This is a genomic window from Rathayibacter sp. AY1C6 (genome assembly GCF_002931535.1).
Taxonomy (GTDB): domain Bacteria; phylum Actinomycetota; class Actinomycetes; order Actinomycetales; family Microbacteriaceae; genus Rathayibacter.
The window spans coordinates 1-20,723 of the sequence record NZ_PSWC01000006.1; the positions used below are offsets into that span (position 1 = coordinate 1).

The following is a 20,723-nucleotide window of genomic DNA, read 5'->3' on the forward strand; positions in this document are numbered from 1 at the left end:
CGCCCCCGACCTCAGGACACCGTGAACCCTCAGGACACCGCGAAAGCCCCCGCCTTCCCCTGGATCGGCCTGCTCACGCTCGCCGGCGCCGTCTTCGTCTCCGTGACGAGCGAGTTCCTCCCGACCGGGCTCATCCCCGACATGTCGCGCGACCTCGGGGTGAGCATCTCGCTCACCGGCCAGCTCGTCACGATCTTCGCCGCGACCGTCGTCGTCGCGACGACTCCGCTGACCCTGGTGACCCAGCGCTTCTCGCGCAAGAGCCTCCTCCTCGTGGCGCTGTGCACCATCGCGGTCGCCAACGTCCTCGCCGCGCTCGCCCCCACCTTCGGGCTGCTCATCGGCGCGCGCATCCTCGGCGGGCTCGCCCACGGCCTCTTCTGGGCGATCGTCGCCGCCTACTCCGCGCACCTCGTCGCTCCGGAGCAGCTCGGCCGCGCGACCGCGATCACGGCGGGCGGCGGATCCGCGGCCTTCGTCCTCGGCGTCCCCCTGGGCACGGCGCTCGGGCACGCGTTCGGCTGGCGGCCCACCTTCGCGATCCTCGGCGGCGTCGTGCTCGTGCTCGCGCTGATCGTGGTGAAGTTCCTGCCCGCGGTCGACCACCACATCCCGATGCGGACCGGCGAGATCCGCCTGCCCGCGCGGAAGGACCGGACGCTCCCGCGCATCATCGGCGTCTGCGTCGTCATCCTGCTGGTGCTGATCGGCCAGAACACCCTCTCGACCTACATCACGCCCTGGCTCGAGAACGCCTCCTTCGCCCCCGACACGGTGCCTCTCGTGCTCTTCGCGTTCGGCGGCGCAGGGGCGGTCGGACTCGTCCTGGCCGGCTTCGCGACCGACCGGTTCCCCCGCTCGGGCTTCGTGGTCGCCGCGATCGCGGTCGTGCTGGCGCTCGCGGGCCTGGCCGTCGCCGCGGGCACCGGCGCCGCCACGGCCGTGGTCGTCGCCGCCGTGATCTGGAACATCGCGTTCGGCGGCATCCCGGCGATGCTGCAGACCCGGATGCTGCGCACCTCCTCCTTCCAGCTGCGGAGCCTCGCCGCGGCGCTCCAGACGACGGCATTCAACATCGGCATCGGCGGCGGCGCGGTCGTCGGCGGGCTGGCGATCGACGCGAGCGGGCTCGACGTGCTGCCGTGGGTCGCGATCGTCATCGTCGCAGTGGGGCTCGTCGTCAGCCTGATCGTCGACGCCCGGGCGACGGCGGCGGTGCGGGCGGAGGCGGTCCCTACTCGCTGATCCTGTTCACAACGGAGGTAGAACGTGCTCCGGCGCGCGCCGATCCGCGTGTTCACGCTCGAGCTGGAACGTTCTTCCTCCGTTGTGAGCACGGCGACCCTCCTCCGCCGCGAACACAGCGGCGTTCCTCCGGCGCGAGAACGACGCCTTCCTCCATTCCGTCACGGCGACGTTCCTGCGTCGTGAACGCCGGCATTCCTCCGGCGCGAACACCGGGATGTCGTCCGCACGGCCGACGCGGCGCCGCGGGGAGCAGGGGATACGGTCGAGGGATGAGAGACGGAACCCGATGAGCCCGAGCACCCTCGAGCCGCCGCTGGCCCTCCCCTACTACGGAGCTCCGCCGATGGCGGCGCTCCGCCGCTTCTTCGGCAACTACCTCCGCTTCCGCGGGAGGGCGAGCCGGGCCGAGTACTGGTGGATCATCCTCCTCGGCAGCGTCCTCACGGGGCTGCTGCAGCTGGCCGACGGCGGTCCGTGGCGCCTCGACTTCACGCTGACGCCGTACCCGAGCGGCGCGCCGTTCCAGACCTTCTGGGTGTCGCTCGCCGCGGGCGCGATCGCTCTGGCGACGTTCCTCCCGTCGCTCTCGCTGATCTGGCGTCGCTTGCACGACGTGAACCGCAGCGGGCTCTGGATCCTCGCGATCCTCGTGCCGATCGCCGGCTACGTGTTCCTGCTGATCCTGTTCGTACTGCCGCCGCGGCCGGAGGGCGCGCGGTTCGACTGAGCGGCGGACGCGTCGGCGGTGGAGTGCCGGACCCGGCCGACGAGTCGGCAGTGCGGCTCGCCTGCCGCCCGCAGGACGACGCCCGTTCTCGCATTATCCGCAGGAACCGTGATGCGCCCGAGCCCCAGGGTCGTGTAACCGGCTTCCTTCTCACCGGTGACCCTGGACGTGCCGATTGCGAGACAGATCATCGACCAAGCGAGAGCGGCGAAGAACAGCACCAGCGGCACGAAAAGGGGCAGACGCGATCCCGGAGGAAGGACCGCGAACCCGACGAAGAGCCAGATAGAGGCGATCGCCTGGGCGAGAGTTCCCCACCCGGTGCTGAGAACACGTGTAAGCGCAGACCACCCGGGCAGCACTTCCACCCTCTCCGGCACCAGCGCAGGTACCCTCTCCGCCCCCGACATCATGCGCCCTCCGTCGGCGGCGCCAGGGCGACAGCGCCAGCGGCGCGCGCATCAGCCCGCTGCACCGCCCGATAGACCGTCGACCGCGCGACCTTGAACTCCGCCGCGAACTCGGCGACGGTGCAGTTCCCGGCACGATGCTCTGCGACCAGATGCGCCTCGATCTTCGGCGACAGCTTCGGCTGACGGCCACGCAGACGCGCCTTGGCCTTCGCGACCTTCATCCCCTCACGAGTGCGGGCACGAATCAGATCCCCCTCGAACCCCGCGACCATCGCGAGCACGTTGAACAGCAGCCGGCCGATCGGATCCTCCGGATCGTGGACCAATCCCCCGATGCTGAGCTTCACCCCGCGGCGGGTCAGCTCATCAACGATGTCGCGAGGGTCTGTGATGGACCGCGCGAGCCGGTCGAGCTTCGTCACGAGCAGAGTCGATCCGGCATTACACGCAGCCAGCGCCTCTCGTAGCGCGGGACGCTCGCGGTTCCGGCCGGTCAGACCCAAGTCGACGTAGATCTGATCGGATGGGACGCCGGCCGCCCGGAGCGCGTCGCGCTACGCGGTCGCATCCTGCTTGTCGGTTGAGACGCGGGCGTATCCCACGAGCGACCGTGCGCTCAGTGTGTCAGTTGACGCCCCACCATCGGGCATCTCATCGGGCGGGTCTATTGCGACAAACAGCGCCGCGAGATTCCGGTCTCATGCGCGGCCATCCTGGGCGGCCGGATGACGACCCCTCATCGGACGCCGGACGCATCGACGCACTAGCCCTCCGAGGCTCGCGCCGCACTACCGTCGAATGCGCCCGCCCAAGGCACCCCTAATCCAGTAAGGGGGTGTCCTGCCCGCAGCACGGTGAGGGTGGCAGCCCGTTCGAGCCGGGCCGGGTCAGAGGAGCCTCGCGCTGCGGGCGCGAGGCTCCCGCTCGACGCGGAGAGCGATTCCCTATCGGTACGCATGTCCAAATCCTCGCGCATCGAACAGGGGCCGGAGAGGCTCCTCGACGCCGGAGCGGCTGTCCTCATCTACTCCGGAGGTGTCCGTTAGGGGGACTTGGGTTCAGCCGGTCGTTGCAATACCACCGTGAGTCGGAGTGTTGGCGATGGGATCGAAGTTGAAGCAGCGTGCCCGGGGTGGCGCGGTTCTGGGAGCTGCCGAGGGAAGGGTCGAGTCGGTCGGCGGCCCGTGATGCTGTCGGCGTGCCGGTGAAGAGCCGCTCAACGGAGCAATCAGCTGCTTTCCGTCCGTCGCCTCGCAGGGGGTGTCTGCTCGGATCTTATGCTTGATTCGTCACATTGTTTAGTGGTTCAGTATCGCGTCGACGTTTTCGGTCGTTCCGTATCCCACCATTCGATGAGGTTGGCGTGCAAGATTAGCGCGAAGGCTTCGACTGCAAGGTCGCCTCCGGTGGTCAGGGAATCGATTGCGGCAGGGTCCCACTGGTCGAGATTCACTACCTCGTCAGTGGAGGTGGGTGTAGCTCGAATGGTTGTGTCAACGCTCCATCCGTTTGAGCTGTGGGTTGCGGTAGCCGCGATGACGTCGTACGGGGTGGAGTAGTGGCGGCGCATCCACCCCACGACGTCGGCGAGGTCGCGGGTGTCGGTCAATCGTTCTCGATCGGGGTGTAGACGGGGCATCCGGTCCCGTAGGGCGGTTGGATGATGGGTGCGGCGGTGGTGCTGCTGGTAGATCGGGTGTTTATGGTGCTGTCGATTTTGTAGGCGTTGACGATGCCGATGGGGTTAGCGAGGGCATCGGAGCCGTTGTAGGCGTTATATCCGAAGAGAACGAAGTAGACGGGTGTGCAGTTCGCGTCGTAGAGCGTCTTAGAGCCTGAGCTCCCGGGTGCGTAGAGGCCGTAGCTGAGTGTCTGCTGAATATCGAAGTTGGTGTCCGCGTCAAAGTGGCCGCGAGCGATGATGTGATTCAGTCCGAACCGGGAATTTCCGCAACGCAGCGGCAGGTGCGACAACCGTACCCAGGACGAGCGCAACGAACACCGTGGCGATTTTGCCAGCGGACCGATTTCGTGAGGTGTGCATGACTATTACGACCTTCATCCAAGTCCCCGCGCTCACCCCTTGTGAGCGGTCGTCGTGCACGTCTAGGTCTACTCCGCATAGCTCGGCAATACAACCCTGGGTGTTGCCGACACCCGGGCTTGGCAGCGGGACACGCATGCCCTTCGAAGATCATCAGTGGGACAGTGTTCGTGGCAGCGAGCTGCAAGTTGGCGTCTGCGGGAGGGCCGTTCCCCGCACCAGCCCGGCGCGCGGGATGCGCCGCGCGCGGGCGCGGGCGGCAGCGTTCCGCAGGACAGCCGCTCGCGGCCATCACTGCTACTGCAGCGACCAGCGCCAGTTCCGAGCGCAGTAGGAACATCCCGCGCTGATGTCCTCCGGCCCGAACGTCGGAGTAATGATCGACGGTGCGAGCTTCACCGCCACAGGCTTCGCGGGACGATACCGCTGCCCGCAGACGTCTAGGCGCCCGGCCAACCATCCCCTCACGGAACACACGATCGTGGAGTGCTGAACGGCCCTGATTCATGGCGTGTTCACCGACGTGCCGGATCCTGATGCTCATGGATGCACGAGAACTGGCATGGGGGATTCTGGCGTGGCCGACCGTTGCGGTCCTCGCGCTGCTGCGAACCGCGGGCAGCTGGGATGTATCGGGCGGGTCAGCAGCAGGGCTCATCGCGGGCACGGCAGCTGCGTTCGCTGTCGCGGGCGCACTCCTGTGGCTTCCCTCGAGTCTCTGGCTCGACCGGCGGACACGCCGCATCCCGCGCCTCGGGCAGGCGGCCGCGTTCCTGGGTCTGGGACTCGTGATCGGCGCCACCGCCTCCACCGCGCTGGTACTCGCGTCGGGAAACGCGACCTGGCCCTCCTCCGCGGGCCTCATCACGGAATATGCGGTCACGGCAGGCATCGCCTCCCTCCTCGGGTGGCTCCTCGCCACCACCCTTCGCGCGAAGAAACTGCCGATCGTTCAGACGACGGCGAATCGCGTGAACCGCTGAACGGTCCCCTTGCGCGACGCGATAGGCACCGTGTCCGAATAATGGTGCCGTCACCGCCATCCGTCAGAGCAGAATCCGGCAGTCGACCTCGATCCCTGTCACTTCTCGGCTACGGTGAGCCAGTCATGGTCGTTCGGCAGATCCTTCTCCGCCGCGACGGGTCCTAGTTCGGTAGGCGCCCCCGTCGCGGTGGTCGTGCTGCCTGCGCACATCCTCTACGCACGGAGCGCTCATGACCACCCTCTCTTCGCCGTCCGACACGTCTCTGATCTGGCGCCGCAACCTCGTCGTATGCGCGCTCGGCTCGTTCACGACCATCGTCGGCATGACGCTGATCCTGCCGATCCTCCCCCTCTACGTCCGTGACCTCGGCGTCTCCGACCCGGCTGCAGTGACCCTCTGGTCGGGGATCGCCTACGCGGCCACCTTCTTCACCGCCGCACTCACCGCCCCGCTGTGGGGACACCTCGGCGACCGCTTCGGTCGCAAGCCGATGCTGATCCGCGCGAGTCTCGGGATGGCGATCGCCATGTCCCTGATCGGGCTGGCGCAGGATGTCACACAGCTCGTCCTGCTGCGCCTGCTCGTCGGGCTGCTCGGCGGCTACGCCTCCGGATCGACCATTCTCGTCGCCGCCCAGACCCCGAAGGAGCGCTCCGCCTGGGCGCTGGGCGTGCTGTCCTCCGCGATCATGGCCGGCACGATCGCCGGTCCGCTGATCGGCGGCACCCTCGCCCAGGTCATCGGCGTCGAGGGAGCGTTCCTCGCAACCGGGGCACTGATCTTCCTCGCGTTCCTCGGCACGACCCTGTTCATCAAGGAGGTCCCGCGTTCGAGAACAACATCCGCGAAGGCGAAGCGACCCAGCTCCTGGGCCACCGTCCCGCACAAAGCACCGGTCCTCGCTCTCCTCAGTCTGTCGACGCTGCTCATGTTCGCCACGATCTCAGTCGAACCGATCATCGCCGAGCACATCCATGCCCTGACCGGCTCGACGGAGGACATCGCGATCTCCGCTGCCGTGGTCTTCTCACTCACCGCGTTCGGCACGATCCTCTCCGCCCCCAACCTCGGCCGACTGGCCGACCGGATCGGACACCTCCACGTCCTCACCCTGAGCCTGACCGCTGCGACAGCCCTCCTCGTCGCTCAGTTCTTCGCTGCCGACCTGGTCTCGTTCGCGATCCTGCGGTTCCTGACCGGGATCGCGCTCGGCGGCATCACCCCCACTGTCGTCGCCACCATCCGCAGACTCCTCCCCGACACGAGCGTCGGACTCGTACTCGGATACAACGTCTCCGCGCAGTACATCGGCCAAGTCGCCGGCCCCGTCCTCGCAGGGTGGCTCGGCGGAGTCGCCGGAACGAGCTCCGTGTTCCTCGCCACCGCCCTGGTGACCGCCGTCGGGCTCCTCACCGCGACCGGCATCCGCCGCTCCTTCGCCCGACGACTCGAACAGTGAGCCCGACCATGCCTCAGAACTTGTCCGACGGCTGCCTCGATAGCCTCAGCGTGTGAAGATCCGAGCCGGCTCGCCCGACGATCGCGGGCCCTGCGTCGACCTCTGGCTGGAGGCACTCAGAGCACGAGACGGATGCAGTCAGGACGACGCCGTCGCCGAGAGGGCTCGAGCGAAGTTCCACCGGCCTCTCGTGCGGTTCGCCGTCATCGGCTCGGATCCCCTCGGGTTCGCTCTCACCGTCGACGCAGGCGATCGTCCGGGCCGACACAGCGCGCTGCTCGAACTGCTCGCCGTCGCACCGAGCGAGACAGGGCACGGGCTCGGCCGGATGCTGCTCGACGACGCGATCCAGACCGCTGCTCAGCTCGGCTACCTCGTCCTGAAGCTGCACGTCCGCGCCGGAAACGATCGGGCAGAAAGGCTCTACAAGGCGTCCGGCTTCGAGCCTCACGGGGATCCCGCGCCGCATCCGCTCGGTGGTCATCCGATGATCGCGTACGCGCGGACGCTGGCTCACGTCAGCAATTGAGAACAACCGGTCACCGATCCCCGTGCGGGGTACCTCCCGCGACCGGATCGCACGCGCACACAAGGCTCGTCGAGCGGTCGGAACGTGGAATCCTCGTCCCATGATCGTGAGCGACGGACAGGCCTGCGCCCCACGGGACCTCGACGTGCTCACCGACCGGCTCCGACTGTGCCGGCCCGCCGAGACCGACCTGGACGAGCTGTTCCGCCTCTACACCGATCCGCGGATCGCGGAAGAAGATCCGCTCCTCCTCCATCTCTCCGCCGATCAGACCCGGGCCGTCATCGCATACCGGAGGACCCAGTGGACACAAGACGGACTCAGCAGCTGGGTGATCCGCCGGCGCGACTCCCCCACGGACAACCATGATCTGATCGGGATGGGTGGATGCACCCTCCTCTCCGACGCGGCCTGGAACGTGGCGTTCACCCTCCACCCCGACCACTGGGGAAAGGGCTACGCGCAGGAAGTCGCCCTCACCGGCATCGAACTCGCCCATTCACTCCGACCGGAGCTGCCCGTCACCGCGGTCGTCGCAGAACGCAACGCACGCTCCCGCCGCACCATCGAGCGACTCGGCCTTCAGCGGAGGTGGGAAGGTCCGGATGCGCACAGCACGGACCCGACCGCTCGGGTTGTCCTCTACGCCGACCGCCAGCTCTCCGCCGAACAGGTCCGCCGACTCACCAGCTGAACCCGGCCGCAGCGCGGCCTCATCAGCCGGCCAGGGATCCGTTACGGAACCGTCAATGGTAACGAGGCGATAAGTGAACATGTTTCTGCGTCAAGACAATGGATCTGTCGCAGTGGAGCATCCGCATACGTGTCAGTTCTCGAGGTCCTCTGCACAGATCTTCAATGTCGTCTGCACAACTACCGGAGCCGTCATTCAGAGCGTACGCCGGCGTCGGCGAGCTGCGACTAGGTGCTCTTGCGCCCGAGGACGCGGAGGCCGTCCGGTCGTACCTCACCGGTGGGTGAGACGTGGCGGTAGAGCGTCTGGCGGGAGATGCCGAGTTCTTTGCAGAGGGCGCCGATGTTCGTTTCCGGCTTGCCCATCGATGCCATGGCGAGTCGCACCTTGGCGGGCGTCATGGTGAACGGGCGCCCGCCGACCCGACCGCGTGCTCGAGCGGACGCGAGGCCCGCCATGGTTCGTTCGGAGATGAGCTCGCGCTCGAACTCGGCGAGGGCCGCGAAGATCCCAAAGACCAGCTTGCCGGCGGCGGTGGTCGTGTCGATCGCCGCGCCCTGACCCGTGAGCACTTTCAGCCCGATGCCGCGGGCGGTGAGGTCATGGACGGTGTTCACGAGGTGGTGAAGGTCGCGTCCGAGCCGGTCGAGCTTCCACACCACGAGCGTGTCGCCTTCGCGGAGCGCTTTCAGGCACGACAGCAAACCCGGCCGATCATCCTTCCGGCCGGACGCGAGGTCGGAGTAGAGCTGCGCGTCATCGACGCCGGCCGCGAGTAGCGCGTCGCGCTGCGGGTCGGTGGTCTGCGTTCCATCGGTCTTTGAGACGCGCATGTATCCGACGAGCATCGCGGACCCCTGTCACTTATACGGCCGAATACGTGACAAGCCAGCGTCAACCCGGCGCGCCGAGCAGTGTTGTCCTATAACTTGTCACTCATTCTACGACTCGTGAAAGGGTCGGGTTCGGGGTTCTGTGACGACCGATGCTAGGCGAGGGACGATGATCTCCGTGACTTCGCTGGTGCCATTACCGGGTTTTGATTCCCAGGCCCACGTCTCCTTCATTCGAAGCAGCCCAGTTGGGTCGAGAACAATCTCGGAGACGCAGGATCCCGTCGAGGTCTCGCCGTCCTCGTTGAGCTGGCAGTAGCGGAACGCCACCGTGTCACCGGTTCGAGTGCCGACAAGGAATCCCCGCCGGACTGCGCCGCCGGCGTAGGTGGCCCACACCTCGCCGTCCGCTTCGTGGTAGTCGAAGACAGTCTCAGGTCCTACTTCGCCGCCGACTGTGTCGCGGACAGCCGCGAAGCGGTAACCGTCAAGAGAGGGCAATGAGCTCGATGCGTTCATAGGAAAAGACTAGGGACGAAGTGACGGCAACTCCGGGGCAGGGGATCTACCGCGTCCAGTGCAACATCTCCGGCGAGGAAGAGCATGCGCGAGCCGGCGGGAACTGTCGCGGCGTACGCATACTGCGCTGCGCCGGAGAGGCTGTTGGAGCGGATGAGGCTCAATACTGAAGTCACTGGCGTCACGCTCCGCTGTCGTCGGCCCAACGAGTCTTCCACGGCCGGGCACCAGATCGGCCCGGTGAACCATCCCCGTACGGGACATGTCGAGCTACACCGCCCACTGCTTGGGTCCAACTCCGCGCAGCTCATCAGGCGTGCCGGAAGAGCTAGGTTTTCCCACGACCAGAACTGCTGGCGGCGAGCGGGCGGCCGGCAACAGAATCGCCGCTTCGGGTTTCTCCTGTGGCGACGAGTGCGTTGCCCCTACGAGCAGAAGAAAAGTAGAACCAATGGACGAACGATCTATTCAACTAGTAGCGGGCATTATTTTCGTTGCTGCCGCAATATTGCTGGCATGGAAAGGAAAGGCTTACGCGCGCTTCAACGCGAGGATGATACGGAGAATTTACGGGAACAGGGCGGAACGTGTCGCCAGGTCATCAACCCCGGCCACCGTATTATTTGTTTCTATAGCAATGCTTGTTCTCGGGATTTCTTTCTTAGTATCATCCATTGCTAAAATCAGCGCCTAGTCGAAGCTCTGCTTAGACAGCAAATTCCGAACGACTCAACGGTGCGTCCGAGCTGCTGCAACGCGCTGCCGCCGCAGCATCAGCAGCGGAGAAGTAGCAATAGGACTTCCGCTCCCCGCAGGGGTTCCGGTGAAGGATCCCCATACGGAACAGGCTCAGATCCGTTAAGTCGGCCTTGCAGTGACCGCGAAGTGGGCGGGCCGACCGGTCATCGCCGCTTGGGCTCAGCTCTAGAGTGGCGCAGGAAGGACGGGTTTCCGTCGCAGGGCGGACGCAGCAGGAAACTCGTCTGCTCTCCATCGACCTGAACAGAGGCCGCAGATGATCCGTCCGATTCGTGTCGTGATCGTCGTCGTTCTGATAGCGCTGTTCGTGGTCGGCTTGGCTCTGTTCAGCTACTACGACACACCTGCGGGACGAGTGGCCTACATCGTTTCCGCGGTGCTGTTCGGCATCGTGGGAGCGATCGGGGTCGCCGCCTACATCGCGTTGCCGCGACTGCGGACCGCCCGAATGGTGAGGCGTCGCCTACCGGAGGCGGTCGTGTTCGTCGCATCGAATCAGTACGACGTCCTGCGCGAGCTGTCCGCGGCACCTGCTGTCGATCCCGCGATCGATGGACCGCTGGGTGACCTGGTGACCGTCTCGATCGCCGAGGACGGCCTCACCGTCTGGTCGGCCGGCGCGGAACCTCGCCCCGTCAGGCAGATCAGCTCGGACGACATCCACTCGGTCGAGCCCGACTTCGTGGAAGCCCACCTCGGGAAGACCGCGATCCTCCACGTCCGAGCGCAGCTCGACGGCGAGCTGACATCTCTCTCCTTGATTCCCACGATCGAACGCTTGGCGTGCGCGTTCCCGTCTTCCTTCCACAGAGCACAGGGCCTGGCGAACTTCGCGCGATCCGTGTGGACCCTCGACGGCTGACAGCGAGCGGATATCGACGCCACCGCACCGCACCGCACTGCACCGGTGAACGATCCGCATGCGGGACGGCGGCGGATTGTGCAGTCGCTGGCGATACGCCGTGACGCACGGTATGACGGCGAGCCCGCCACCAACTATTTCAAGGTCTGATTCGCCGCGCACTGCGCGCAATCGCCCTATGCAAGAAGACCAGAACTACGCAAAAGGACGATGGTGTGCCAATGATTAGCAAGAATGGCACTATCAAAAGCCCGAAAGCGCTGGCAAGGGTTGCGGGAATCAAACAGACACCAAATGAAACTAGCGAAATAAGCCAAGATTGCCTAGTGACACTCAATCGTTGATGCGAGTCAATATTATTGCCGCCACTAATGGATCTCGATATTTTCGAGGTCAAGGGCGACAGTGCCAGAAGAACTACAGTAACTAAAGCAAACGGCCACGCGTACTCCAAAATTGCATCTGCCAGCGTGTATTGCACTCCCGAGGCCGCTTCACGCATCGGTCCAGCAATCACAAGAGCAGATACCGTGTAAGAAACCGCTACAAGCAGGGCCATCCACGCGTGCGCAAGAAAACTTGCTCCTGTTGTTGCCGAAGCGGAAAGGTCACTTGGTCGACTCGAAGGCACGAGTTGAACCTAGCCGAACCTACGACCGGCGACGGCGAGAGTTGCCCGGGCCTGCGTCAGGCGCGTTCGGCCTCAGACGCGCACTCGGGCTCGGTCCGCCGCGGACGACGGAGACCGCTGATCAACGCCCTCAGCCGGCCGCCGCCATCCGCTGAACGATCCCCATACGGACGCCTCGATCGGCGGGCGGACCTCTCGCGGTTGCCTAGCAAGCAGACCGTCCTCACTGGCTAGTCTTCGCTGGTGACCTCTCCGGCCTTCGCAATAGACCTCGACCGCGCTCGCTTCCGAATCGGTGTCTTCGCGGTCGTTCACTTCGCACTCGCCGTCGCCCTGGTCCCGTTCACGCTGCTGCACTACGGCAACCTGATGCACCCGGCCTTCGATGAAGCACAGGACCTGCGCGATTTCGGACCAGCCGTGCAGTGGGCAACGCTTGGCGCATGGGTGCCGGTCCTCGTGACACCCGTCGTCGCCTTCATCACCGTCCGCCGACTCGCTCACCCTCGCCAGCGCTACTGGATAGTGCCGGTCATCGGCATCGCCGCCTCAGTGACACTCCACTTCCTGCCGTACCTCTTCTTCGAGACGCCGCAGCTACCCACCGGCGGCTGAGGGGGGCGATAGCTGCGCCGACTAGTGACCGTGCAGGGATCCCCTTTCGGGACGATCCAGAGCGTCCTTGCAATGCTGCGCGTTCGTCGTGTTGCAACTCCTCATCGTGCAGACATGTACAGAGTGAGGGGCGAGGGGGTGCACGTGGAGAAGGGCGATCGCGACGTCTTCGAGGAGCTGTTCGCCGCGAACTTCAACGACCTGATCCGCTACGTCCGGCGTCGCGCCCCAGAGCAACTTGTGGACGACGTGGTGGCCGAAACGTTCCTCATCGCGTGGCGCCGGCGCGGGGACCTTCCCGCGCATCCGCGTCCCTGGCTCTTCGCCACGGCCTCGAACGTTCTGCGCAACGCCGTCCGGCGGGAGGCGCGCGAGCATCTTGTCGCTGAGCGCGTCTGGCTACCGGGCGCAGCCGATGCCGACAGCTCCGCCGAGATCGATGCGCTCCACGCGCTGCGATCGATGTCCGAGGCAGACCAGGAGGTGCTCGCCCTGCACGTCTGGGAGGACCTCTCGGACGCGGAGGCGGCGAAAGTGCTCGGGTGCAGTCGTGCCGCATTCTCGATGCGCCTGTCGCGGGCGAAGAAGAGGTACGCGGCGATCCTCGACCCGACCCGGCCGAGCCGCGCGCGGCTGACCGCGCTCCCCACGGAAGGTCTCTCATGACGCCCACCGACGAACTGCACGCCCTCAAGCGGGCCGACCCTGCACGCCGAGGAGACGACGCGGCCGACGCGGAGCGACTCCACGAACGCATCCTCGTCAGCATCGAGTCCGAGACAACACCCCAAGAGAGCCCGAGGACGGATGTCCGCCGGCGGCTGATCGTGGGCGTGTGCGCGCTCGGGTTCGCTGCGTCTCTCGTCGCCGTCGCGGCGATCGCCGGTCGTCCAGCGGCTCCCGTCAGCACGGTGGCGCTGAGCGCAGGGGGGATCTCCCCTTCGGGCCTGGCGAGCTGGACGCCTGAACCGGAGGCAGGCGCAGACAGCTCCTCCGTCCTTGAAAACTGCATCGACACCCTCGACGCCAACCCGAACACCACCGAGCCAGCGGACGCTCTGTCCGCGGATACGCGGGGCACCGTCGAATCAGTGCTTGTCGAGAGCGGTCCCTATGTGGCCTGGTGTGTCGGAGAGAGCGCCACCGTCCCGACCTATCTACTGCTCGACGGCCCCGGCAACGCCACACAGGCTCCTTCATCCGGCTCGATCGAGCTCTTCGCGTCCGGAGGGCACCTCCCGCCGGACGGCTACGGCTTCGCCGCCGGCACGGTCGGTCAGGACGTCGCCAGCATCACGCTGACCGAGGACGGCCATGAGGTCGCGGCGACCATCTCTAACGGGTGGTGGTCCGCCTGGTGGCCTAGCACCGACGACACCCTTCTCCTCGATGGAAGCATCACCATCGAGAACACGGATGGCGGAACGACGACGATCGGCGCTCAGACGCTCCAATGAGCCATCCCCATACGGGCCGCCACCCCGCCGGACACCATTGGCCGCGGAGGCCTGCAGTTAGGCTCCGACAATGGCGATGCTTCCCTAAGGGAGCCTGGTCGCTGTTACGGCGTCCGCAGGCGGTACGCGGGTGTGGGATGGGGATCTTGCTCCTACAGCCTTGTGTAGCGAGTCCGTCGACCCGCACGACGATCGTCTTGCTGGGCGTCCCGCGCGGGGGCGGACGCGGATGATCGTGGCAGGGTTGCAGTTCGGGAGGGTCCGAGATGACGAAGTACGACCGAGACGAAGTCGGGGCCCTTGTGGACCTGCTTCCGGGCTGGTCCGGTCAGAGTCGTTTTCTCCACGGGCTGTACGCGATGGCGAGCATGTTGATTTTCGGGGCTCTCCTGCTCGTTGCGATAGCAACCTTCACTTTCGAGAAAGACGGCTCGTTCTCGCAGCCCGGCATCGTCGCACTCAGCCTGCTCGTAGGGATGCTGATCAGCCTTGCGTGGTCGTTGATCGCGCTCTGGATGCTTCCCTACAGAGCGGAGGACGAGGAACGCGCCGGCTACACCACTCTTCGCTTCCGCAGGACGCGATTGCCGCTCGTCGATCACAGGACGGGTGCAATCATGCGGCCAGCTGGTGCGGGCCGACTCGATCATCGGGAAGCAAGAGCCGTCCGCCGAGCAATCCGCGCCGCGGTGGATCAACGGAGCACTCAAGGCGCTGGTCCCGTCCATGACCGATGCGACAACGGCCTCGCACAGTCCCGGGGTCACCGCAGCTCGTCGCTGGCCGACGCGCTTGCAGAGGTTCAGCAGGTCCGGGCATTCCGCGTCAGAGCGGCACTACTCGGTCTTCCGGTTGTCCTGATCGGCATGGAACTCGTCCTGCTGACGCGGCGCAGCGGAGGTGAGCCACTGGTGGCCGCGCTGTGGGCGCCGGGGGTCGCGATGCTTGTCGTCCTTCTGATGGTCTGGATGTTCTCGGGCCTCGCGCGGCGAGCGGAGCGCCGGATGGCCGTGCTGCGGCAGAACGATCCGACCAGCGACATCTTCGCGGTCGCGTCTGCCGCCCCTGGACTCAAGCAGTGGATCGAGAAGAAGGACGCGATACTCGCGGTCGGCAACTACCTTCTCGTCGTCGCGGACGAAACCGGTCTGTGGTTCCTCTCCTCGCAGTCTGAGCGGCGCGCAGGAGTGACGTGGCCTGACGTCGAGGAAGTATCGGTCGTCCGCGTATCAGAGCGGTTCTTCCACCGTCGAGGTCTTCGCGTGAGCACCGCGGACGGATCGATCGACCTCGCACCCTACGGCCGGCAAGGCGCTTTCGGGCTACGGCCCGCGAGCGACGAGACCGCCGCGTCCTTGCTCGTATCGCTGCGGGACCGAGCCCGAGCAACCGGCGTCGGTGTCGGCTGACAACGGCTCCTGCCGTACCGCTGAACGATCCCCACACGGGACGGCGGGGTCTCAAGCGAGAGACTCTGCGGTAGCTTCGCGACCGGGGGTGGTCATGGTGGAAGTACTCAAGGGCTTGAACCTGCTCGCGTCGGGTGTCGTGATCGCCTTGATCTGCTCGGTGTTGGGGTTTCAGGCCGGTGTTCGTGCAGACCTGAATCAGACCGGGGGCCAGCTCAGCCCGGTCCTGGTCGTGGGCTTTCTGATCGGACTCGTCGTGTCAGCCGTCGGCGCGATCGTGCTCTACCGGTGCTACGAACGTGCCCGCGGCGTTCGCTAGCTGCTAGCCCGAATCTGCAGCCGGAGCGTCAAGCGCTGTGGACAAGCGGCCTGTGGCGGTGCGGTCGAGAAATGGGGACTTCGCTAACGCAGCACGCGACAGACCAGCGGGGGCCACCGGTGCCGCCCTGCTCTCGGCCGCGACGCACAGCCCGGCCGAGAGCAGCACCGCCGGCCCAGCGGCCCAGTGAACGATCCTCATACGGGACTCGCGATTCCAGTAGGTAGCTCGACCGACCCGGCGACCACCGGTCACCGGGCCCGTGAGCGAAGCTGCCGCAACGTGTCCTACTGTCACCACATGAGTGCGTCGTCCAAACCCTCGATCTGGCGGAGGATCGCTCGCCTGCTTCGGCTCGGATTTGTAGACGTCGAAGCCTGGACGGTGAGCAGAGCAGTCTTCGGGGTGGTGTTCGGCGCGGTCTTCGTCATTGTTGGCCTCGTCACGCAGGAGCGCTGGAGTATCCCGTTCGGCATCGGGCTGGCGATTGTGTCGCTCGCGGTCTTCGTCGACTGGCGTCGCGAGCGGGAGAAGGAGCACTCACATCCATCACGCCCGGAGCGGACGCCCGGTCGACCATCCTCTATCGGACACCCGGTCGGCGGTCGCCTTCAAGACGTGATCCTCCCCGACAGGCGATGCGGTTCAATGTGGACATGAATCAACGTCGCCTCGTGGTCCTTGCTTGCGCAGCAGCGCTCGCGATCACAGCAGGAGGTGTAGCTGCCCTCACAGGATGACCTCGCTTCGAGAGACTCACCCGCCGAGCGGGTGAACGATGATGGACGCATGAGGCCGATTCGACCAAGCGGGTTCTCGATGGAGCTCGGAGAAAAAGTTCACCTCCTTCCCGGTGCGAGCGCATATCGGCTTGGCACCTGGTCGCTGATCGCTTTCATGAGCTCCGCGCCCCTGGTTCCGCTCGCCTTGGTGATCTACGTTGCGACAAGATCGAGCGCCGCCTGGCAGAGCCCGTTCGCATGGGCAGCCTTCATGCTCGGAGTCGTCCTCGCCTGTGCAGGCTTTCTCTTGCTGATGGCCAGCCGGTTGAAGGGTCGCCGCGAGACTGCTCGCGGGTACACGACGACGGTAGGGCTCTACCGCCAGTTCAGGCAGGTCGACCCTCGAAGCGGCATCGTGATCAGGCGCGCGGGCGATCCGTTCCTCGAACGCCGGCCCGACGGGTTCGATGGGCGGTCAGTCCGCGACCCTGCGCTGGCCGAGTCGACCCAACGCGGTACCAGCTAACGTCCGGAGCAGGATCCTCTTTCGGGACGGCCGGAATGCCGGTCCTCCCACTGCTACACACGGGGGCCAGGACACTGCTGACCAGAAGATTCCTCGGCGGCGAGAGTTCCACCGTGGTCGATATGCTCGCGGCAGCCGGTCATCGGCTTCCCGCGAGGAGAGAGCCGTGCGTCCTGCCAGAGTGCTTGTCATAGCCCTGAGCGCTGTGTGCGTTGCGGGAGTCGGTGCAGCGGTGGTCGTCGGCCTCGCGTCCTCGTCGTCGCAGAACGAGGCGATCTCGACGGCACTAATCGCAGACCTCGAGCACCGGAACGCTCAGAGCCTGGTCGAGGGATCGCCGCAGCTCACCGGCCTCGGCGTCCCGGAGTCGACCTCGACGCCGAAACGACTTGCTGCGGTCATGGAGGACGACGCCCGACTGCGCGCTCAGCGGGACCACTACCTCGAGCTCGGGGAATCCTTCACCGCGTTCGAGACCCAGGTGGCGCTGAACTCGGTGCAGATCACGGGCGACTCGGCCACGGTGACGTTCACCGAGAGCACCACCCTTCAGCGGAGTCCGTACGAGACCGGCGAAGCGGCTCCGGAGTACGCCTACTCCTTCCCCCAGGAGGCGACGCTACGGCTGCACGCGGGCACCTGGTCAGTCGACACCCTCACCCACGAGACGGCGCACACACCAGCAGATTTCCCGGAAACCGTCGCACCGGACGTCTCCCCCGCCAGCTGACGGCGCGTCCCCTTGACTCGGATCGATCCGACCGCTCTCCCTTGCAGCAGACCCGGTGAACGATCCCCTATCGGTACACATCTGAGGGGAAGAACCAGAGCGGCTTCCGCCCCGTCAGGATCACTATCCAGACAACCCCTATATGTAGCATTGTCAAACGCCACGCCGCCCACACGGCTAGTTCCCAGCCGCGAGGGCGAGTGCGTGTGGGAGAATAGACCCAACGCACGGAGCTTGATGCTCCACCGGTGGACTGACCCAGGAGGTCAGCGCCGGGCGTGCAGACCACCTCGAAGCGCGACGGGCTCGCCTTCGGGATCGGCGGACCCGGGTGGTCCAGGGCCGAGAACCTTCCTCCCCGAAGACCGACGAGTGACATGCTCAGCGCCCCGCGGCGCTGCGCCGAAACCACTCGCTCGGTGTATTCCGGTGCGGAAGCCTTGTCAGTCATCGACTCACCAGTCATCGACCTGGCACGACGCGGGCTCTCGTGCCGGCATCGAGGACTTCCATGCACCCCTTCATCTCCGCCACCGCCGAGCTCACCTCTTACGGACTACTCCTGACGTCGCTCGCTCCGTTCGGGCCGCCGGTGGTCGCCATCGGCGCCGGCCTTCTTGTACTCGCCTTCGTCGCGCCGCGGCTGTTGGATCAGTTCGTGATCCCTCTGGTCGCCATGTGCAGCTCCGGTGGCCTGGGCAAGCGCGCTCTCGCACTGAGGGCGCTATCGGTGGGAGCCGAGCCTCCACCGATAACCAAGAAGCGCGGGAAGAAGGCGAAGTGAGGACGGCGGGTGGGTGTTTCCAGTCGCCGTGTCGGAACGATGGCCGCGCCGACATCGCTCGCGTCCAGGGCGTCGCGACAGCGGCGGGCTTCCTCGTCCTGCACGCGCGATCCGTGCAGCGGGTCGCGCCGGCGCGGAGCGTCTAGGACGGCCAGCGGGCGACACTGCCCGGCGAGGTCGCGGCCGTCTGCGAGCACGATGCTCAGTAGGCTCGCGTCGTTTGCTGACTGCTTATTCGCTGGGGGAAGAATGCGACGCCGGACCATCATCGTCACGCTCATATCGATCGGTGTGGCGACAAGCCTCTCCGCGTGCAGTAGCGGCAGCAGCACGCTGCCAGAGACGGCCGCCTCGACGTCCAGCTCGAGCGCGTCGGCCAGTCCTAAGCCTTCGGCGTCTCCCGTCGAGACGGCCCGTCCGGCGGTCTTCGATCTGGCACCCCTGACTGGTTTTACAGCAGAACTACCTACCGGCTGGAAGCCCGTCACGTCTCCAGACGGCGCGCTTCGGTTCGGCGTGCCGGCGGGTTACATCGAGAGCTATTCGGGTAGCGAGGGTGATGAAAGCGATCAGGGCTACGCATCGGATCCGAGCACGGCGGAGTACGCCGGCGCGGCAATCGCTGGGTCGTCGTCGCCGGGTGTCTTCGCATCCATCAACCTGCAACAGTTCACCTCAAGCCCTTGGGACGGCTCGTGGGCTAGCGGAGCGGAACAGTCCTACCGACTCGATGTACCTGGAGCCGAGTACGCGGCGATGGCCGTCCACACGAATGACGGAACGTCGTTCGGGAGTGAGCCTTTCCCGGAAGCGGTGATCAGCATTCAAGCCCCGTCGGGCGCGTACTACCAGCTCACGATCGGCCCCCCCAAGGGAGCTGCGGACTCACGTTTCCGTGAGGTCGCCGGGACCCTCTCGATCACCGGCTGAGGTCGTCTAGGCGGCAGCGGTGCCCTCTTCCCGGTCTTGCCGGCCCTTCGCGGTGCCCGGCTAAGCTGCGAGCCATGACCGCAGAAGAACTGTCGCGAGAACAGCGCACGATCATCAACATGATCGAGGAGGCCGAGGCTGCCCAACAGGACGACAGGAACGACCTCACTCGCGTGGGTAAGTACGCGATCTTGGGCTACGAATACACGGGTGTCGATCTGATCGGCATCAAGCTCGCGGAGGCGAAGCTGCGCACTCAGCAGAACGACATGCGAGGCGCCGCCGAGGCGTTCCTAGCAGTGCTGGCCGCATGTAATGCACTCGGAGCTGACGCTTCAAAGTTCAAGGACTAGGACGCCGCTGGTCCGCCGATGTGTGGTCGGTTCGTCGTCAAGGACTCCACGGCGGCTCTGCTCCCAGATCTCGTTTCGGCCGACTTCGGGGGGCTCTGCCCGAACTACACCGTGGCGCCGACGTCGCCGGTGACCGTCGTGCGGGAGCGCGACGGGGAAGCAGCCGCACTTCATCTACGAGCCCGCCGCGGCCTTCGCCATGGCGGGCATCGTCTCGGCGTGGCCGGACCCCTCGAAGGACGAGGACGATCCAAAGAAGTGGCGACTGTCGACGGCGATCATCACCCGGGACTCGCATGTGGCGCCGGGTGAGGTCCACGACCGGATGCCGGCGTGCATCACGCCGAACGGGTACGACGACTGGCTCGGCGGGCACCTCGACGGCGACGCTCTGATGCAGCTGCTCGACCGGGAGTCCTACGCGGTCGCGCACGACCTCGAGCACTACGAGGTGTCCCGCGACGTCAACAGCGTCCGCAACAACGGACCGCACCTCCTCGACCCGCTTCCGTGAGCGAGCTAACGCTGGCGGATGGGATGCTGGCCGGGTGGACTGGATCGCGCTTCTCGCGCTGCTCTTAAGCGCTGGCTCTCTCGGCTGGCAGGCTGTCGATCGTTTCAACCACCGTTCTCGACTGGTAGTTGACTCGACCAACGGATCTACGAACTATCTAAAGGACGGCGAGCTGTGGCACGCGCCCTTCCTGGTGATCACGGCACACGCGCTGCACGGCGCCATCGGTATCCGCGATATCCAGTTCGACCTCGATCCCAAACCGGACCCCAACACGCTGAGTTGGGGTCTCTGGGCTCTTGAGGGTCGCGCTCCGACGATGAACCTGAGCGACGACCACCCCGCACTTCAAGAGGGCGCGACGGTCTCGTGGCAGTACCGGTTCTACACGAACGGCGAGAGCGGTCTGACACGCGCGACGACAGTGACACCGACTATCGTCCTCATCACCGGCAAGCGAGTTGCGGTGCCGCCCGTGCGGCTCGGCGCCGACGTGAAAGAGTCCGACTCGCGGCGAGTGATCGACCTTCTCAAAGCGGAGGACCTCGCCAATGGCCCGGGGGCCCCGCGGAGCCCGCAGACAATCAAAGCCCTTCTCGATGTGTTCGAGCCGGGTCACGATGACGAGTCGACGGGGAAACCGGCGACCTGACGATCATT

23 protein-coding genes and 1 pseudogene are annotated in these 20,723 nt (G+C 65.9%); 20 read left to right on the plus strand and 4 right to left on the minus strand.

What is annotated here, in order from left to right; all coding sequences use genetic code 11:
* A partial coding sequence (locus tag C5D36_RS05345; protein WP_219812577.1) for an MFS transporter occupies positions 1-1,245 on the plus strand: 1,245 nt, incomplete at its 5' end.
* 289 nt (positions 1,246-1,534) lie between these two features.
* The gene (locus C5D36_RS05350) at positions 1,535-1,975 is read left to right on the plus strand and encodes a DUF805 domain-containing protein (protein ID WP_181065714.1); all 441 of its coding nucleotides are present in this window, start codon (positions 1,535-1,537) and stop codon (positions 1,973-1,975) included.
* Between the two features lie 409 nt (positions 1,976-2,384).
* Here C5D36_RS05350 and C5D36_RS05355 read toward each other — a convergent pair.
* A pseudogene (locus C5D36_RS05355) lies at positions 2,385-3,038 on the minus strand (recombinase family protein).
* 955 nt (positions 3,039-3,993) lie between these two features.
* Entirely contained in the window at positions 3,994-4,362 is a 369-nt protein-coding gene (locus C5D36_RS16550; protein WP_146076920.1) for a hypothetical protein, read from the minus strand.
* 612 nt (positions 4,363-4,974) lie between these two features.
* Here C5D36_RS16550 and C5D36_RS05360 point away from each other — a divergent pair.
* The 4 genes from C5D36_RS05360 to C5D36_RS05375 all read left to right on the plus strand — a co-directional run bounded on the left by C5D36_RS05360 (position 4,975) and on the right by C5D36_RS05375 (position 8,100).
* The gene (locus C5D36_RS05360) at positions 4,975-5,415 is read left to right on the plus strand and encodes a hypothetical protein (RefSeq protein ID WP_146083704.1); all 441 of its coding nucleotides are present in this window, start codon (positions 4,975-4,977) and stop codon (positions 5,413-5,415) included.
* A 232-nt stretch (positions 5,416-5,647) separates the two neighbouring features.
* Complete coding sequence (locus C5D36_RS05365) at positions 5,648-6,877, plus strand: MFS transporter (protein WP_104295349.1); 1,230 nt, start codon at positions 5,648-5,650, stop codon at positions 6,875-6,877.
* A gap of 52 nt (positions 6,878-6,929) precedes the next feature.
* Positions 6,930-7,406 (plus strand): GNAT family N-acetyltransferase, encoded by a 477-nt coding sequence (locus C5D36_RS05370; protein ID WP_104250045.1) that lies wholly within the window; start codon positions 6,930-6,932, stop codon positions 7,404-7,406.
* Between the two features lie 100 nt (positions 7,407-7,506).
* A complete protein-coding gene (locus C5D36_RS05375) occupies positions 7,507-8,100 on the plus strand; it encodes a GNAT family N-acetyltransferase (protein WP_104295350.1) in 594 nt (197 codons plus the stop codon).
* A 227-nt stretch (positions 8,101-8,327) separates the two neighbouring features.
* Here C5D36_RS05375 and C5D36_RS05380 read toward each other — a convergent pair whose 3' ends face one another.
* On the minus strand, positions 8,328-8,948 hold the full coding sequence (locus C5D36_RS05380) for a recombinase family protein (RefSeq protein ID WP_104250047.1): 621 nt from the start codon (positions 8,946-8,948) through the stop codon (positions 8,328-8,330).
* Between the two features lie 93 nt (positions 8,949-9,041).
* Entirely contained in the window at positions 9,042-9,452 is a 411-nt protein-coding gene (locus tag C5D36_RS05385; RefSeq protein WP_104223373.1) for a hypothetical protein, read from the minus strand.
* A gap of 1,015 nt (positions 9,453-10,467) precedes the next feature.
* Between C5D36_RS05385 and C5D36_RS05395 the strand changes: the two genes are divergently transcribed.
* The 14 genes from C5D36_RS05395 (at position 10,468) to C5D36_RS05450 (ending at position 20,715) form a co-directional block, all read left to right on the plus strand.
* Positions 10,468-11,073 (plus strand): hypothetical protein, encoded by a 606-nt coding sequence (locus C5D36_RS05395; RefSeq protein WP_146083705.1) that lies wholly within the window; start codon positions 10,468-10,470, stop codon positions 11,071-11,073.
* A gap of 874 nt (positions 11,074-11,947) precedes the next feature.
* Positions 11,948-12,319: a hypothetical protein gene (locus C5D36_RS05400; protein WP_104248176.1), complete on the plus strand. Its 372-nt coding sequence runs from the start codon at positions 11,948-11,950 to the stop codon at positions 12,317-12,319.
* 144 nt (positions 12,320-12,463) lie between these two features.
* Positions 12,464-12,985 carry an RNA polymerase sigma factor gene (locus C5D36_RS05405; RefSeq protein WP_219812578.1) on the plus strand — a complete coding sequence of 174 codons (522 nt, stop codon included), beginning with the start codon at positions 12,464-12,466 and terminating at the stop codon, positions 12,983-12,985.
* Positions 12,982-13,776: a hypothetical protein gene (locus C5D36_RS05410; protein ID WP_104295352.1), complete on the plus strand. Its 795-nt coding sequence runs from the start codon at positions 12,982-12,984 to the stop codon at positions 13,774-13,776. The genes C5D36_RS05405 and C5D36_RS05410 overlap by 4 nt, the downstream gene beginning before the upstream one ends.
* Positions 13,777-14,042: 266 nt before the next feature.
* Positions 14,043-15,185, plus strand: a complete 1,143-nt coding sequence (locus C5D36_RS05415; RefSeq protein WP_104295353.1) for a hypothetical protein — start codon at positions 14,043-14,045, stop codon at positions 15,183-15,185.
* Between the two features lie 94 nt (positions 15,186-15,279).
* Positions 15,280-15,504: a hypothetical protein gene (locus C5D36_RS05420; RefSeq protein ID WP_146083706.1), complete on the plus strand. Its 225-nt coding sequence runs from the start codon at positions 15,280-15,282 to the stop codon at positions 15,502-15,504.
* A 300-nt stretch (positions 15,505-15,804) separates the two neighbouring features.
* The gene (locus C5D36_RS16555) at positions 15,805-16,164 is read left to right on the plus strand and encodes a hypothetical protein (protein WP_146083707.1); all 360 of its coding nucleotides are present in this window, start codon (positions 15,805-15,807) and stop codon (positions 16,162-16,164) included.
* A gap of 159 nt (positions 16,165-16,323) precedes the next feature.
* A complete protein-coding gene (locus tag C5D36_RS05425) occupies positions 16,324-16,752 on the plus strand; it encodes a hypothetical protein (protein WP_146083708.1) in 429 nt (142 codons plus the stop codon).
* 232 nt (positions 16,753-16,984) lie between these two features.
* On the plus strand, positions 16,985-17,482 hold the full coding sequence (locus tag C5D36_RS05430; protein ID WP_146083709.1) for a hypothetical protein: 498 nt from the start codon (positions 16,985-16,987) through the stop codon (positions 17,480-17,482).
* A 511-nt stretch (positions 17,483-17,993) separates the two neighbouring features.
* A complete protein-coding gene (locus C5D36_RS05435; protein WP_104295357.1) occupies positions 17,994-18,266 on the plus strand; it encodes a hypothetical protein in 273 nt (90 codons plus the stop codon).
* Between the two features lie 249 nt (positions 18,267-18,515).
* The gene (locus C5D36_RS16560; protein WP_146083710.1) at positions 18,516-19,196 is read left to right on the plus strand and encodes a hypothetical protein; all 681 of its coding nucleotides are present in this window, start codon (positions 18,516-18,518) and stop codon (positions 19,194-19,196) included.
* Positions 19,197-19,270: 74 nt separating this feature from the next.
* Positions 19,271-19,549 (plus strand): hypothetical protein, encoded by a 279-nt coding sequence (locus C5D36_RS05440; RefSeq protein WP_146083711.1) that lies wholly within the window; start codon positions 19,271-19,273, stop codon positions 19,547-19,549.
* 199 nt (positions 19,550-19,748) lie between these two features.
* Positions 19,749-20,063: an SOS response-associated peptidase gene (locus C5D36_RS05445; protein WP_258062870.1), complete on the plus strand. Its 315-nt coding sequence runs from the start codon at positions 19,749-19,751 to the stop codon at positions 20,061-20,063.
* 34 nt (positions 20,064-20,097) lie between these two features.
* On the plus strand, positions 20,098-20,715 hold the full coding sequence (locus tag C5D36_RS05450; protein ID WP_104295360.1) for a hypothetical protein: 618 nt from the start codon (positions 20,098-20,100) through the stop codon (positions 20,713-20,715).
* The last annotated feature ends 8 nt before the right edge of the window (positions 20,716-20,723 follow it).